The sequence below is a fragment of the Hansschlegelia zhihuaiae genome, from assembly GCF_004103825.1.
Lineage (GTDB): Bacteria > Pseudomonadota > Alphaproteobacteria > Rhizobiales > Methylopilaceae > Methylopila > Methylopila zhihuaiae.
In genome coordinates this window covers 130,407-144,955 of sequence record NZ_RYFI01000008.1, presented here as the reverse complement: position 1 = coordinate 144,955, position 14,549 = coordinate 130,407, and the positions used below count along the sequence as shown (strand labels likewise).

The 14,549-nt window shown below is 67.8% G+C and carries 15 protein-coding genes; 11 read left to right on the top strand and 4 right to left on the bottom strand.

From position 1 onward, the window contains the following. From EK403_RS10150 to EK403_RS10140, 3 genes are all read left to right on the top strand, one after another. Positions 1-703: SAM-dependent methyltransferase (locus tag EK403_RS10150; protein WP_206659520.1), on the top strand; the 703-nt coding region annotated here is incomplete at its 5' end. After that, positions 700-1,509 carry a peptidoglycan editing factor PgeF gene (gene pgeF / locus EK403_RS10145; RefSeq protein WP_428979594.1) on the top strand — a complete coding sequence of 270 codons (810 nt, stop codon included), beginning with the start codon at positions 700-702 and terminating at the stop codon, positions 1,507-1,509. The genes EK403_RS10150 and pgeF, both read left to right, overlap by 4 nt. A gap of 365 nt (positions 1,510-1,874) precedes the next feature. Beyond that, the gene (locus EK403_RS10140) at positions 1,875-2,807 is read left to right on the top strand and encodes a ribose-phosphate pyrophosphokinase (RefSeq protein WP_128777374.1); all 933 of its coding nucleotides are present in this window, start codon (positions 1,875-1,877) and stop codon (positions 2,805-2,807) included. Positions 2,808-2,979: 172 nt separating this feature from the next. Here the strand turns inward: EK403_RS10140 and EK403_RS10135 are convergent, their stop codons facing one another. The 3 genes from EK403_RS10135 to EK403_RS10125 form a co-directional block, all read right to left on the bottom strand. Beyond that, positions 2,980-3,402: a YciI family protein gene (locus tag EK403_RS10135; RefSeq protein WP_128777373.1), complete on the bottom strand. Its 423-nt coding sequence runs from the start codon at positions 3,400-3,402 to the stop codon at positions 2,980-2,982. A gap of 384 nt (positions 3,403-3,786) precedes the next feature. Continuing rightward, entirely contained in the window at positions 3,787-5,217 is a 1,431-nt protein-coding gene (locus tag EK403_RS10130) for a hypothetical protein (protein WP_128777372.1), read from the bottom strand. 1 nt (position 5,218) lies between these two features. Continuing rightward, a complete protein-coding gene (locus EK403_RS10125; RefSeq protein ID WP_164919565.1) occupies positions 5,219-6,178 on the bottom strand; it encodes a winged helix-turn-helix domain-containing protein in 960 nt (319 codons plus the stop codon). An 843-nt stretch (positions 6,179-7,021) separates the two neighbouring features. Between EK403_RS10125 and EK403_RS10120 the strand changes: the two genes are divergently transcribed. From EK403_RS10120 to EK403_RS10085, 8 genes are all read left to right on the top strand, one after another. Next, positions 7,022-7,459: a hypothetical protein gene (locus EK403_RS10120; protein ID WP_128777370.1), complete on the top strand. Its 438-nt coding sequence runs from the start codon at positions 7,022-7,024 to the stop codon at positions 7,457-7,459. 319 nt (positions 7,460-7,778) lie between these two features. Then, complete coding sequence (locus EK403_RS10115) at positions 7,779-8,501, top strand: 50S ribosomal protein L25/general stress protein Ctc (RefSeq protein ID WP_128777369.1); 723 nt, start codon at positions 7,779-7,781, stop codon at positions 8,499-8,501. A 24-nt stretch (positions 8,502-8,525) separates the two neighbouring features. Continuing rightward, positions 8,526-9,140, top strand: a complete 615-nt coding sequence (gene pth, locus EK403_RS10110; protein WP_128777368.1) for an aminoacyl-tRNA hydrolase — start codon at positions 8,526-8,528, stop codon at positions 9,138-9,140. 1 nt (position 9,141) lies between these two features. Further along, a complete protein-coding gene (gene ychF / locus EK403_RS10105; RefSeq protein ID WP_128777367.1) occupies positions 9,142-10,239 on the top strand; it encodes a redox-regulated ATPase YchF in 1,098 nt (365 codons plus the stop codon). 3 nt (positions 10,240-10,242) lie between these two features. Next, entirely contained in the window at positions 10,243-10,701 is a 459-nt protein-coding gene (locus tag EK403_RS10100) for a MaoC family dehydratase (protein WP_128777366.1), read from the top strand. Continuing rightward, positions 10,701-11,177, top strand: a complete 477-nt coding sequence (locus EK403_RS10095) for a MaoC family dehydratase (protein WP_128777365.1) — start codon at positions 10,701-10,703, stop codon at positions 11,175-11,177. The genes EK403_RS10100 and EK403_RS10095 overlap by 1 nt, the downstream gene beginning before the upstream one ends. Before the next feature lie 105 nt (positions 11,178-11,282). Beyond that, on the top strand, positions 11,283-11,582 hold the full coding sequence (locus tag EK403_RS10090; RefSeq protein ID WP_128777364.1) for a hypothetical protein: 300 nt from the start codon (positions 11,283-11,285) through the stop codon (positions 11,580-11,582). A gap of 130 nt (positions 11,583-11,712) precedes the next feature. Beyond that, on the top strand, positions 11,713-13,068 hold the full coding sequence (locus EK403_RS10085; RefSeq protein WP_128777363.1) for a hypothetical protein: 1,356 nt from the start codon (positions 11,713-11,715) through the stop codon (positions 13,066-13,068). A 100-nt stretch (positions 13,069-13,168) separates the two neighbouring features. Here the strand turns inward: EK403_RS10085 and EK403_RS10080 are convergent, their stop codons facing one another. Continuing rightward, the gene (locus tag EK403_RS10080; protein WP_128777362.1) at positions 13,169-14,443 is read right to left on the bottom strand and encodes a glycerophosphodiester phosphodiesterase family protein; all 1,275 of its coding nucleotides are present in this window, start codon (positions 14,441-14,443) and stop codon (positions 13,169-13,171) included. Between the last annotated feature and the right edge of the window lie 106 nt (positions 14,444-14,549).

The following is a 14,549-nucleotide window of genomic DNA, read 5'->3' as shown; positions in this document are numbered from 1 at the left end:
CTTGGCCTTCGGCCAAGTCCACCCTCCCCTTTGCAAGGGGAGGGAGAACCGCGCCGTCCCCGCCATCGTCGTGTCCAACGAGTTATTCGACGCGCTCCCCATCCGCCAGTTCATCCGGACCGCGCAGGGCTGGCGCGAGCGGCTGGTCGGGCTGGGCCAAAACGGCGGCCTGGCCTTCGGGCTCGCCGCGGAACCGCCGGACCTCTCGCTCCCCGACGCCCCCGAAGGCGCGGTCCGCGAGATCTCGCCCGAGGCGATCGCCGTCACGGCCCGGATCGCCGCGTATCTCGTCGACAATGGCGGGGCGTCGCTGGCGATCGACTATGGCTACGCGACCGGGTTCGGCGACACGCTGCAGGCGCTCCGCGGCCACGCCTTCGCCGACCCGCTCGCGGCGCCGGGCGAGGCCGACCTCACCGCTCATGTGGATTTCGGCGCGCTCGCCTTCGCGGCCCGGGGCGCCGGCGCCGCGACCACAACCCTTATCCCCCAGGCGGACTTCCTCGAGCGGCTGGGCTTGTGCCTGCGCGTCGAGGCGCTGTCGCGCGCGGCGCCGGACAAGCGCGACGCGATAGCCGCGGCGGCCGCCCGCTTGACCGACCGCTCGCCGCGGGGCATGGGCGCTCTGTTCAAGGCGTTCGCCTTCGCCGACCCGCTGCTCGGGCCGCTTCCGGCCTTCGAACCCGATGGAGCCGCCCGTTGAACGACGCCCCGATCATCGCCCCGGACGCGACCTCGGCCGGTTTCGTCGCCTCGCCGGCGCTCAGCCTCCTGCCCGGCGTCGCGCACGCCTTCTTCACCCGCGAGGGCGGCGCGTCCTCCGGCATCTATGACAGCCTGAACGGCGGCCTCGGCTCGCAGGACGATCCGGCTTCCGTGCAGGAGAACCGCCGCCGCATGACCGCGGCGCTCGGGGTCGCGCCGGGCCGGCTCGCCGTGCCGTGGCAGGTCCATTCGGCCGAGGCCGTCGCGACCGACGCGCCCTGGGCGCGCGAGGCGAGCCCGCATGTCGACGGGGTCGCCACGAAGACGCCTGGCCTCGCGGTCGCCGTCACCATCGCGGATTGCTGCCCGATCCTCTTCTGCGACCCGAAGGCGCGGGTGGTCGGCGCCGCCCATGCCGGCTGGAAAGGCGCGATCGGCGGCGTCATCGAGGCGACGCTCGCCCGCATGGAGGAGCTCGGCGCCCGCCGCGGCGACGTCACGGCCGCGCTCGGCCCGTGCATCCGCCAGCAATCCTATGAGGTCGGCCCGGAATTCGCCGCCCGCTTCACGGCCGAGGACGCCGACAACGCCCGCTTCTTCGCGCCCGCCGAGCGCCCGGGCCACGCGATGTTCGACCTCGGCTTCTATGTGGTCGCGCGACTGAGGCGCGCAGGGCTCGCCCATGTCGACGATCTCGGTCTCGACACCTATTCGGACGAGGCGCGGTTCTTCTCCTTCCGCCGGACCACCCACCGGGCCGAGCCGGATTACGGCCGCCTGATCGCCGCCATCGCGCTCGTCTGAGCGGCTGCCTCGCTCGAACGTGCTGCGTGCTTCGAGACGCGGCCCTGCGGGCCGCTCCTCAGCATGAGGAGGCAGGCGCCCGGCGTCCTCGGGTCCTCGGATCATGGGTCGGCGCGCGCTTCGCCGCCCCGGCGTCCTCCACGGTCCTCATGCTGAGGAGCCCGCGGAGCGGGCGTCTCGAAGCACGCAGAGCAGTCGATCCCGACCCAACGACGCCGCCCCCGCCTTAACCCTGCCGTCACGCAATTGTCGCATCGCGCCGCCGCGCGCTCACGGTCGGTTGAGGCGCCTTTGAATCGCTGTTAAGAGCCGACGCCTCGCAAGACCCAAAGGGCGCCTCCCCCTCCTTCCCAACGGACACCGCCATGAAGGTCGTCGCCGGCAACTCCAACCGCGCGCTCGCCGAGGCGATCGCCGCCTATCTCGCGACGCCGCTGACGCGCTGCAATGTCCGCCGCTTCGCGGACATGGAGGTGTTCGTCGAGATTCTCGAGAATGTCCGCGGCGAGGACGTGTTCGTGGTCCAGTCGACCTCGTTCCCGGCCAACGACCATCTGATGGAGCTCTTGATCATCATCGACGCGCTGCGCCGCTCCTCGGCGCGGCGCATCACCGCGGTGATGCCCTATTTCGGCTATGCGAGGCAGGATCGCCGCTCGTCCGGCCGCACGCCGATCAGCGCCAAGCTCGTCGCCAACATGATCGCGCAGGCCGGCGCCGACCGGGTGCTGACGCTCGACCTGCACGCCGGCCAGATCCAGGGCTTCTTCGATATTCCCACGGACAATCTCTTTGCCGCGCCGGTGATGGTGCGCGACATCAAGGACCGGCTGCCGACCGACAACGTCATGGTGGTGTCGCCCGACGTCGGCGGCGTGGTGCGCGCCCGCGCCATCGCCAAGCGCATCGACGCCCAGCTCGCGATCGTCGACAAGCGCCGCGAGCGACCGGGCGAATCGGAGGTGATGAACGTCATCGGCGAGGTCGAGGGCCGCTGCTGCATCCTGGTCGACGACATCGTCGATTCGGGCGGCACGCTGGTGAACGCCGCCGACGCGCTGATCGCCAAGGGCGCGAGCGAGGTCTACGCCTACCTGACCCACGGCGTGCTGTCCGGCGGCGCGGTCGCCCGCATCACCGCGTCGAAGATCAAGGAGCTGGTCGTCACCGATTCGATCCAGCCCACCGAGGCGATCCGCGTCTCGAAGAACGTCCGGGTGCTGTCGATCGCGACCCTGATCGCCGAGGCGATCGCAAGGACCTCGTCGGAAGAGAGCGTCTCGAGCCTGTTCGACTGAGGCGGCGGGTCCACCTCTCCCTCGGCGGGAGGAGGAAGGCGCGCGTCCCCATTAGCCTCGCCCGTCATGCCCGGGCTTGACCCGGGCATCCCTCGTCTTGGCTTAGGAGATGGATCGCCGGGTCAAGCCCGGCGATGACGAAGGCGGCGCAGCGCCGGTCGGGAAAAGCCCCTCACTGCCCGGCGATCTTCTCCCTCAACCGCCGCTCCTGCTCGGCGAGCTCGGGGGTGAAGGTCTCGCCGAAATCCGCCTCCTCGTAGATCGGGCGGATCTCGATCTCGCTCGGGCCGGGCATCGGGTTCGGGCAGCGCTTCACCCAGGCGACCGCCTCGTCCATGTCCTTCACGGTCCAGAGCCAGTAGCCGGCGATCAGCTCCTTGGTCTCGGTGAAGGGTCCGTCGATCACGGTCCGCGACGCGCCGTCGAAAGCGACGCGCTTGCCCTGCGAGGACGGCTTCAGCCCCTCGCCCGCCTGCATGATCCCGGCGTCGACCAGCAGCTCGTTATATTTGCCCATCGCCTCGAACAGCTCGGTCGAGGGCATCTCCCCCGCCTCGCTCTCCGCGGTCGCCTTCACGATCACCATCACGCGCATGGTCGGTCTCCTCTCAAGGGCCGCGAACGGCCGGTTCCGAGCTTAGGACGAGCGGGAGGGCGGGGAGCCGACAGAGGGGGGCACATTTCCGTCGGGCGCCGAAGCGAGCGGCATGAGACCGGCGCGAAGGTCGACGCCGGCGCTCTTTCGATTTCGAGCGCGTCGCCCCGCGCCTCAAGGGCGTGTTCCTTCAGGTCAACGCCCGCACCCTCACGGACGAGGAGACCACCACCTGCGAGCAGGGTTACTGCTACCGCGACGGCGTGCGGCAATGTCGAAGAAGGCGGCGGCCGGAGCCGGGTAGGATACAGTCGCTTATTCCATCGTCGACCGCGTCATCGCTAGGACGCGGTTGCCTGGGGCGGCTCGATGGAGCGGTGGATTTCACCCGAGACCAATAGCGTTGCCGAGCGCGGCCGCATAGGGCGCTAGGGCGGTGCCGGCCTCGGCGAGCGTTCCAAGGTGACCGATGAACTCGATGACCTTTCCGACATTGGACGGCGACGGATCGGCTTTCGCGGCCGTCACGTAGGACAATGCCTCGCGCTTCTTGTCCTCCGGCAGCGCGGTAGCCGCGTGTAGGGCGGCCTCCAGCTTCGCGAGTTCTGACTGAATCTGCTGGACCTGCATCTGGGAGAGAACCTGGATCTTCGTCTCCCCTTGGTTCGTGGCGGTGGAGCCGTCGAACGCCACCGCGCCCGCGTTAACGTTCCCGATGTTGGTGGTCTTGTCGCCCATGACGATGTCTCCTCCGAAAAGGTCGGGGGCGCCGGCCCCGATTTGCCTAAACTTGATGTAGATTGGCGTCTGGACAGCGCTGGCTTCCATACTCTGGCGCAGCACCGATCCCGCCGGCTCGCCATCAAAGATGTCGATGGCGTACCGCTCATACTTTGGGCTGCGCGCGGCCTGGCGCACGATGTGGTCCATTATGTGCTGCCGGACGTCGGGATCGGGCTCCTTCGCTACCCACTCCATCACCAGCGGCTCGAAGACGTCGATGAACGTGTTCCGGAGCCCGAGGGCCAATCCCTTGCGGGCTTCCGTCGCGGGATCCCCCATGCCGAGGCTCACAAATTCCCAGTGCGGCTCTGCGTCGGTGGCCTCGATGGCGAGCAACTGGAACAGCCAGCCTCGGACGTTGTCAGGATGGCTCTCGATGTCTTTCAGGTCAAAGCCGAGATGGATGAGACGGAGCTTGTCGTTCTCCGTGATCGCCCAGACCGAGTACTGCGAAACGATGGGATCATGATGCCGGCCGAGCGCCTTAACCATCTCGGCGTCGCTGTGGCGAGGGTTTAGTAGGTTGTCGGGCGACCGGTCCAAGCCGACGACCAGCAGCGCCAGCTTGAGTAGGTCCGGTGTCGCGCGTTCGACGTTGAGGGGCAGGTCCTTGAGGTTGAGCTTCGACGCCGGAACGTGCTGAAGGGCGGCGAGCGTCCGCATCTGCGGATCGAAGCTGATGCCGGCTAAGGCGGCCTCGGGATCGGACCTGGTGCAGAGCTTGTAGACCGCCGCGATTCCCGACGCGATGGTCTGCGGCTCTTGGGGGTGGTTCTTGATCAGATGGAGGACGGCCGGGATGCAGGTCCCCTCGTTCCCGACGCGGGCAAGCGCGTTGAGAACCCATCGTCGAACCTTCTCGTCGATGGTCGGGCGAAAGGCCGTCGCGGTGACCGAATTGACGACGCCGATCAGTTGGTTGGGATGCACCGTCACGCCGCGCCGGTACGACTTGCTCAGGGCTTGGAGCGCGCCCTTGATGCGGACATTGTCGCCGGAATCGATCTGGGACCGAATGTACTCGGTCTCCACCCTATCTAGAATAAGCCTCGTCTGCCTCCGCACGTCGTCTCCCCCGGCAGAGCGGGCCCTCCACGGCGCTCAGCAATACCCGCTGCGACCAAGGGTCGAAATCATCCATGTCGTTAATGGACGAAGGATCGTCGAGCCACCTGATGTCGTTTAACGCCAATCTTCTTTTCGTTGGCTCGAACCAAGTCGGACATTCGTAGCAGATGACGGCAAGCAAGTCGCCGCCACCTTGCTCCGATACCCAGATGAAATGCGATAAGCTGCCACCTTTCCCAGCCTCGGCGTTCTCTTCCGCGACGTCCGGTATGTCGAGGTCGACCTTGGTGGCGTGGACGCCAGAATCAACGATGCCGAAATCGCCCTGGTTGAAGAGGGTGTGCTCGAAGTCGTGAACCAGTGTAGCGAACCCGATGCACCGCTTGTGCATGAAGGCGTCGCGGTCCTCACGATAACGCCCCAAACGGTATGTCAGAACCTGCGGACCCCGCTGCACGCAGACGAAGGCGCGGAAGAACACGCTGTTTCCCGACCGATGACGGGGGTCCTCGTAACGGCATTTGTCCGATTGGAGCAGGTCGAGGATTGCTCTCGGATCGATGGGCTTGTCGCGGGCGAACCGAGCAAGGGCGTCGTCGTCCACTGCCAGGGCCGCGCCCATGACCAGGTCCCGGAAGCGACGGCGCGTCGGTACAGGATGCCTATATTCCTCAGGCAGCGAAGTGTCCGTCAGGAACTCGCGCAGGAAAAATTTTCCCGGCTCCGGCCTAAAAAACATGCTCCGGTCGTTCCGCTGCACCAAGTCCTCACTGAGGCGAGCGCCGAGCGTCTTGTGCTGAGTCTTCCCGTGCAGTTGGTGAGAGACGATGCCGGACTTGTAGGCAATGGTCAGGATGGCGCGGGGCGTCAGCGGCCGCCGTTCGGACCTTAGGACAGTTCTCGCGATTTCGAGGTATGCATCCACTGGGTCGCCCGATTTTCGATACGAGTATAAATGAGGCCTAGGGATCCGACAACGACGGCACGGCTCTGATGAAGGGCAATGCATCAAGGCCTGCCAGGCCGAAGCGGATCATGGCATTCGTTTCGGAAGCTGATAGCTGCACTCACTGTCCGTTTCCGAGCGGCGTGCCAACATCCACAGGGGCGCGACGCGCCAGAAAATCCCGAGCCTCGCCTGGTATAGGAATTTTTTCTTGACATCCGCCCCGCTCCATGCCACTCTCCCCTCACCTTCCCCCGTGAGGGAGGCGTGGCCGGACCGGCCGACCGCGCGGGGGTTAGGGCGGCGCCTGCGCCGCGGGCCTCCGGCGGTCCGCGTCCCGGGACGTCTGTCACGGATGGGGAAGGCGGGTCGAGGGCCGCAAGGCCCGACGCCAGACTCCCCAGAAATGCCGCCCGTCCCGCACTAAGACGGGGCCGCGCCATCGAGGCGCCCTAAGGCGGCGGAGCGGGCCTCGTCCCGCTGTCTCTTCGGGTCCCGGGCCTCGCGCCCGACGCGCCCGGGAGCCGGCGGACCACGAGGCTCCCGGCCCGACCGGGTCCGGCCTCGCGGCCGCATCCAAAGGGTCTCCGCCGCCGGAGCAGCGGCTTCCGCGACCGACGCAAAATCGCCGCGCGTGGGGCGCCGGGCGACCGGTTTGCCGCTGCTACGGCTCGAACGGTCGCCCGGCGTCCCCGCCTCCCGACCGCATGCCCCAAAACTTCGCGCGGGTTTTCCGCGGCGAGCGGTTTTGGCGCGTCCCGGATTCGGGTCCGGAGGACCGGCGCTCCGCTTCCGCGCCCCACCCCCATCAGGAGAGCCGCCATGATCGAGTTCGCCACCGGTCTCGTCCCGCTGTTCCGGCGGGAGCCCGTGCGGAAGGCTCAAGCCGTGCGTCCGCCCCGGCCGCCAGCGCCTGAGCCCGCGCCGGCCGAGGTCCCGGAGCCGGTGGAGGTGACCCGGCCCGAACCGCCCGCCGCGGCGCGGCCCGCCGCCTCCGTGGTCGACGGCCGGGCGCTCCGGCGCCACCGGCGGAGCTTTCTGGCCGATCCGCGGCCGGAGCTGCTGTCGGTGCGGATGAAGCTCGCGGACGCAGCCTTCATGGCGGAGGTCTGCCTCGTCGCCTCCTGCCGCCGCGCCCGAAGCTGCCGCGGCGTCGGCGGCTGCGTCTGCCTCGCCGACCACAAGGCGCGCCTGCAGCCGGTGCTGGCGCTGGTGAAGGCGCGGGCGGCGGAGATGGGGCCGGAGGAGATGGAGGAGTAAGCGGGCTGCTCCACCCGTCATGCCCGCGCGGCAGCGCGGGCATCCACGACTTTCTGAGGTCGTAGCTGTCCACGCCCAAGTCGTGGATACCCGCCTTCGGCGGGCATGACGGTGGAGGATTGGATCGCCGCGGCGGCTTCTCTCCCTCCCCTTTCAAAGGGTACGGAAAAGGCCCCTCGTTGCGTCGCCTCGCCCTTTCGGCTATACGCGCGTCCGCATGGGCGTCCCACACCCCTGGAGGGGTTCGCCCGCGCTTTCAGACGACGCGAAGGCCGTCCGCAGAGGGCGGCCGTTTCATTTGAAGACAACGAGGAAAACCATGTCCGCTCCCAAGGCCCTGAAGGCCGAGACGCGCGAGAAGGCCGGCAAGGGGGCCGCCCGCGCTCTCCGCCGCGCAGGCAAGATCCCGGCCGTCATCTATGGCGGCAAGAAGCCCCCCGTGGCGATCACGCTCGACGGCCACGAGATGTTCAAGCTGCTGCACGCCGGCGGCTTCAAGACCACGGTGTTCGAGATCGACGCCGGCGGCGCCAAGGAGCGGGCGATCCCGCGCGACTACCAGCGCGACGTGGTCAAGGACACGCTGCTGCATGTCGACTTCTTCCGCGTCACGGCGACGTCCGTGGTCGAGGTCGAGGTGCCGGTGCATTTCCTCAACGAGGAGAAGGCGCCGGGTCTTGTCCGCGGGGGCGTCCTCAACGTCGTGCGCCACACCGTCGAGGTGAAGGCGGGCGTCGACCACCTGCCGGAGAACATCGAGGTCGACCTGACGGGCCTCGAGATCGGCGACATCGTGCACGCCTCGGCGGTCAAGCTGCCGCAGGGCGTCGAGTTCGCGATCGACGAGCGCGACTTCACCATCGCGACGATCGCGGCCCCGACCGTGGTGGCCGAGCAGCAGGCCGAGGAGCAGGCCGAGACCGAGGCCGAGAAGGCCGCCGAGGCTTCGGGCGAGACCGAGGAGGAGACGCCCGAGGGCGAGGCCTCCGAGGGCGAGGCTGGCGCCGAGGCTTCGGACGAGAAGAAGCCGTCCGAGGACTGATCCGGCTCCCGGGAGCGAGAAGCGATGCTGCTGCTGGTCGGCCTCGGCAATCCGGGGCCGAAATATGCCGGCAACCGGCACAATATCGGCTTCATGGCCGTCGACCGGATCGCCGCCCGCCACGGCTTTTCGCCCTGGCGGGCGCGCTTTCAGGGCCTTGTGGCCGAAGGGACGCTCGGCGGCGTCAAGACGCTGCTGCTGAAGCCCGGGACTTACATGAACGAGAGCGGCCGCGCGGTCGCCGAGGCCGCGCGCTTCTTCAAGATCGCGCTCGGCGACGTCGCCGTGTTTCACGACGAGCTCGACCTCGCGCCCGGAAAGCTGCGCGTGAAGGTCGGGGGCGGCAACGCCGGCCACAACGGTCTGCGCTCGATCACGGCCCATATGGGCAACGACTACAAGCGCGTCCGTCTCGGCATCGGGCATCCGGGCGTCAAGGAGCTCGTGCACCCCTACGTGCTGAATGACTTCGCGAAGTCCGAGCAGCCCTGGGTCGAGACCTTGATCGACGCAACGGCCGAAGCCGCGGACCTGCTCGCGCGGGGCGAGGACGCGAGCTTCCAGAACAAGGTCCACCTACGCATGGAGGCCGCCGGCTTCGCCGAGGTGGCGCGGGTCGGCGAACGGAAGGACGCCTGAGATGGGTTTCAAATGCGGCATCGTCGGGCTGCCGAATGTCGGCAAGTCGACGCTGTTCAACGCGCTGACGCAGACCGCGGCCGCGCAGGCGGCGAACTATCCGTTCTGCACGATCGAGCCGAATGTCGGCGAGGTCGCGGTGCCGGATCCGCGGCTCGACGCGCTCGCCGAGGTCGGCAAGTCGGCGCAGATCATCCCGACGCGGCTGACATTCGTCGACATCGCGGGGCTGGTGCGCGGGGCGTCGAAGGGCGAGGGCCTCGGCAACCAGTTCCTCGCGCATATCCGCGAGGTCGACGCCATCGCCTATGTGCTGCGCTGCTTCGAGGATGACGACGTCACCCATGTCGAGGGCCGGGTCGACCCGCTTTCCGACGCCGACACGGTCGAGACCGAGCTGATGATCGCCGACCTCGAGAGCCTCGAGAAGCGCGTCGTCGCGCTCGAGAAGCGAGCCCGCGGGAACGACAAGGAGGCCAAGGAGCAGCTCGAGCTCGTCAACCGCGTGCTGCCGCTGCTGCGCGACGGCAAGCCCGCGCGGCTCACAAAGGTCTCGGACGAGGAGCGGCCGGCCTTCGACGCGCTCAATCTGCTGACCTCGAAGCCCGTGCTCTATGTCGCGAATGTCGACGAGGCCTCGGCCTCGGAAGGCAACGCCTATTCGGCGAAGGTCGAGGAGCGCGCGAAGCAGGAAGGCGCTGTCGCGGTGGTGATCTCGGCGAAGATCGAGAGCGAGATCGCGACGCTGCCGCCGGAGGAGCGCGCGGAGTATCTCGACGCGCTCGGCTTGCATGAGACCGGCCTCGACCGCCTGATCAACGCCGGCTACCGGCTGCTCGGCCTCGTGACCTATTTCACGGTCGGTCCCAAGGAGGCGCGCGCCTGGACGATCGAGCGCGGCACCAAGGCGCCGCAGGCCGCGGGCGTCATCCATTCGGACTTCGAGAAGGGCTTCATCCGCTCCGAAACGATCGCCTATGCGGACTATGTCGCGCTGAAGGGCGAGGCCGGGGCCAAGGAGGCGGGCCGGATGCGCCTCGAGGGCAAGGACTATGTGGTCGCGGACGGCGACGTCCTGCATTTCCGCTTCGCGAACTGAGCGATGCCGGCGGGTCTCGCCTTCGAAGACTTCCGGCCCGGTGACGTCGCCGAATATGGCGACCTCGTGGTCGACCGCGCGGACATGCTGGACTTCGCGCGCGAATTCGATCCGCAGCCGATGCATGTCTCCGAGGAGGCCGCGCGCGGCTCGATGCTGGGCGAGCTGATCGCCTCGGGCTGGTACACGGCCGCGCTGCTGATGCGGATGAACTGCGACGAATTCCTGCTCGACGCGCGCTCGCTCGGCTCGCCCGGCGTCGACAGCCTCGAGTGGCGCGCGCCGGTGCGCGCCGGCGACCGGCTGACCGTGCGCCGCGAGGTGCTGTCGGCGCGCAGGGTTCCGGGCCGCCCCGAGGCGGGGCTCGTCAAGTTCAGGTTCGACGTCGTCAACCAGGACGGCGCCGTCGTGATGCGGCAGGTGAGCCAGAAGCTCATCGGCCGGCGCGCGGAGGCCGCCTGATGCATCTCGAGGATTATGAGGTCGGCGCCAGGGCCGAGCTCGGCTCTTATCTCTTCACGACGAAGGAGATCGTACGCTTCGCCGAGAAATACGATCCGCAGCCCTTCCACCTCTCCGAGGCCGCCGGGCTCGCCGGCCCCTTCAAGGGGCTCGCGGCCTCCGGCTGGCACACATGCGCGGTCTGGATGAAGCTGATGATCGCCTATCAGCGCCGCGTCGCGAGGGAGCGGCTGGCGGCAGGGCTCCCGGTCGGCCGGGCCGGCCCCTCGCCGGGCTTCGAGGCGCTGCGTTGGAGCGTTCCCGTCATGGCCGGCGACACGCTGACCTATTTCAGCGAGGCGCTGGCTACGCGGCCGAGCGCGAGCCGGCCCGAATGGGGCCTGCTCAAGGCCCTCAACACCGCGGTCAACCAGCACGGCGTCGAGGCGCTCCGCTTCAAGAGCCATGTCTTCGTGGAGCGGCGCCCGGCGCGGTAACGCTTGCGTGACCTTGGGAGGGCGCGGCCTCCCCGATGCGTTAAACGTCGATCGAACCGGGGCTCGGCTCGGACCGGGCGAACGGCAGACCGAGGATCGCGCCTGATGGCTTCGCCGAAATCCGCCTTGCCGCTGCTCGCTGCTCTGGCCCTCGTTCCCGGGCTCAATCAGACGGCCTTCGCGGGAACGGCGTCGGGCGTCGGCGGCCCGGCCGAACGGCTGGTGATGGCCCAGAACCAGGGCAAGGACCGCGCCGCGGATGACCGCAAGGACGACGAGGACGACGCCGCTGCAAGCGAGGATGACGACTTCGACGACATGGATATGGGCGTCGATGAAGACGATGACGATGACGCGTCCCAGAAAGGCGACGACGTCCGCCCCGACGGCGACCGCAAGAACTGACCTTCCCGCCCCGGCCCGCACCCTTATCACACGACAAATTTGCCGGCTGGCCGGTTGGCGAAGCGGCGTGCTCCCCTACCCTTCTGGCTGATCCGGCGATCCGAGGGGCCTCGCCGCTGGAGGCTGGACTATGGCGAACGCACTTCCACAGTTCCTGAACGTGAGCATCCTTCAGGAGCTGAAGCTCCAGGCCGAGCTCGCGGCGGCGGCCTATGACGACGGGGACAAGCCCAAGGGCTTCAAGGACGTCGACCTGGAGTCGATCGGGGTCGCATCCGACAATATCGACGGCAAGTTCTTCGAGAACGACGGCGCCGCGGCGCGGCTGATGTCGCGCGGCGGCGACTGGTACCTGTCGTTCCGCGGCACGGATTCGACCGAGGACCTGCTCGACTTCATCGCGGACCAGGACGACTACATCGACAAGTTCGACGACCTGTTGTCGTCGATCTCCACGACAGGCAAGTTCGACGGCAAGCTGTTCGTCACCGGCCACAGCCTCGGCGGCGCGGCCTCGCATCTGCTGCACGAGGAGCGCGGCGACTTCAGCGCGGCGGTCCGGAACGCCGACTACTTCTCCTTCGCGTCGCCGATCTTCAAGGACGGAGACCAGGTCGCGTCCTACGGCCACGCCAACGACGCCATCTACGGCCTCGACGACGACGGCGGACCGCCCTTCGTCAAGGAGGTCTTTTACTACACCGACGAGGTCGGCACCCAGCAGCCCGACGCCGAGGACGACGACAACGAACCGCTGCACGCCATCGAGAACCACGTCGAAGGCTTGCAGCGGATGATCGACGCCGACGTTTTCCGGCCGGACTTCGGCCTGCAGGACCGCCGCGGCCTCTCGCTCGACCAGCAGGTCGTCATTGTCGGCGACCATGGTCGGGTCAGCATCACCGACGATTTCGGCGGAAGCGTCGTCATCCTCGGCGTCGACGGCCGGCTGCCCGGCGAAGACCGGGACGAGATCGACGTCTCGGACGTCATCATCGGACGCGACGAGGCGGGGAAGGACTGGATCGACGGCATGCGCGGCGCCGACGAGCTGATCGGCCGGGCCGGCGCGGACCGGCTGATCGGCGGCGTCGGGGCCGACAGCCTGAACGGCGGAAGCGGCGGGGACCGGCTGTGGGGCGGCGCCGGGCGCGACTCGCTGTTCGGCGGCAAGGGCGCGGACGACTTCGTGTTCGACAAGGCGCAGGGCCAGGCGGACGTCGTCCGCGATTTCCATCGAGGCCACAACGACACGCTGGTGATCGACGTCAGCGCTTTCGGGGGCGACGCCACGGGCGACTTCGACGTCTTCAACGGCCGCACGCAGCCTGACGCGCGCGGCGATGGGCCCGCGGTCCTGTACGCCCGCAGCAGTGGAAACGTTTTCTTCGACGCTGACGGCCGCGGGGGAGACGACGCCCTTCTGGTCGCGACGCTAAGGGACGGCCCGGACAGCCTGAAGGCCGGAAACATCGACCTTATCTAGGCCCGCGCCAGGACCGCGCCCCGGCGGCCAAGACCCGAAACCGCAAATGAAAAAGGGGCCGGCGCGCCGGCCCCTTCCAAGTCATCGATAGATCGACGACCTACTTAATGTTCATGCAGTTGGCGTAGTAGCTAACCGGCGCCGCCCAGTCGGAGAAGATGGCGCGCACGCCGACGTCCCGAGCCAGCACGTCGATGACGGTCATCAGGTCGCCCTCGCGGGTGATCGCGTTCTCGACCGTCTGGTAGTAGAAATCGCCGTTGAGGTTCGCAAGGACGCCCGAGCGCTCGAGCGACCAGGTGATGATGTCGAGGCCTGCGGCCTTGGCGTTCTTGGCGGCCTGCGACGCGACGATCTCGTTCTTCGCGTTCACGTCGAGCAGCGCGAAGCTCGGGGGCGCCCAAATTCGGATGCCTTCCTGACGATAGCCTTCGAGCTCGGCGGCGGTCGGCAGGTCAGCCACCGTGTTCGCGTCGTCCAGATAGACGGCCTGACGGCCGAAGGCCGGCTCGTTCTGGACCCAATAGATCACGTCGTTCTTGTCGAAGGACTGCGGGAACACGTCTTTCGCCTTCACGCCCGCGGCCCTGTACTCGTCGACCAGCTTCTGCGCGTATTCGGCTTGCGTGAAGCCGCGGAACGGCATCGGGACGACCGGGCTCTTAAGTTCTGGCGTCATCTTCACGCCGAGCTTCTTGAACAGCTCGATGCTCTCGGCATGCGTCAGCAGATGGCCGCTGGTCGGGCCAGCGTAGAGGTCGGTGCGGAAGTCCGGAGTGCCGCCCTGATATTCCTCGACCGTCTTCGCGGCGCGGTTGGACGCGTCCATCTTGCCGCGCAGCGTCTTGAACTCCGCGAGCGTGATGTCGCTGGTGCGGCATTCGGCGCTCGCCGGCGTGACGACCGCGCCGTTCTCGTCCAGCACGGCCGGGGTGAACGGCTTGGTGCACTTCTTGGCGAGCGGCGTCAGCAGGATGTTGGTGGTGGTGTGCAGGTCGTTCTGCGCATGCCGGCAGACCAGCTCGAGGTCCTTGGTGAAGGCGACGTCGCATTCGAGGACGCCGGCGCCCATGCGAGCGGCCGCCTCATAGGACTCGACAGTGTGCTCGGGGAACTGCAGCGGCGCGCCGCGATGGCCGATCGAGAAGCTGCTCGGCTTGAAGGTCTTGTTCTCGCATTGCTTCAGCTTCCGCTTCAGCGGGCTGTTGTCCATGTCGTTGATCAGAAAGAACGGGCGCGGTCCGAGCTGGACGTTGATTTTTTCCTGCTTTGCGGCCTGCGCGCCTTCGTCGTTGGCGGCCGCCTTGTCGGCGAAGGCCAGCGCCGACGCGCCGATGGCGACGGCGAGGCCGAGTGTGGCAATCTGCTTGCGCATGGTGATCCCCGTTGGGCGATAGCGGGATCATCCCGATATCGGCGGGACCGTATCGGCGGGTCCTGACAAAGAAGTGACGCTTCAGAATTGTTAGGCGCACGACAAC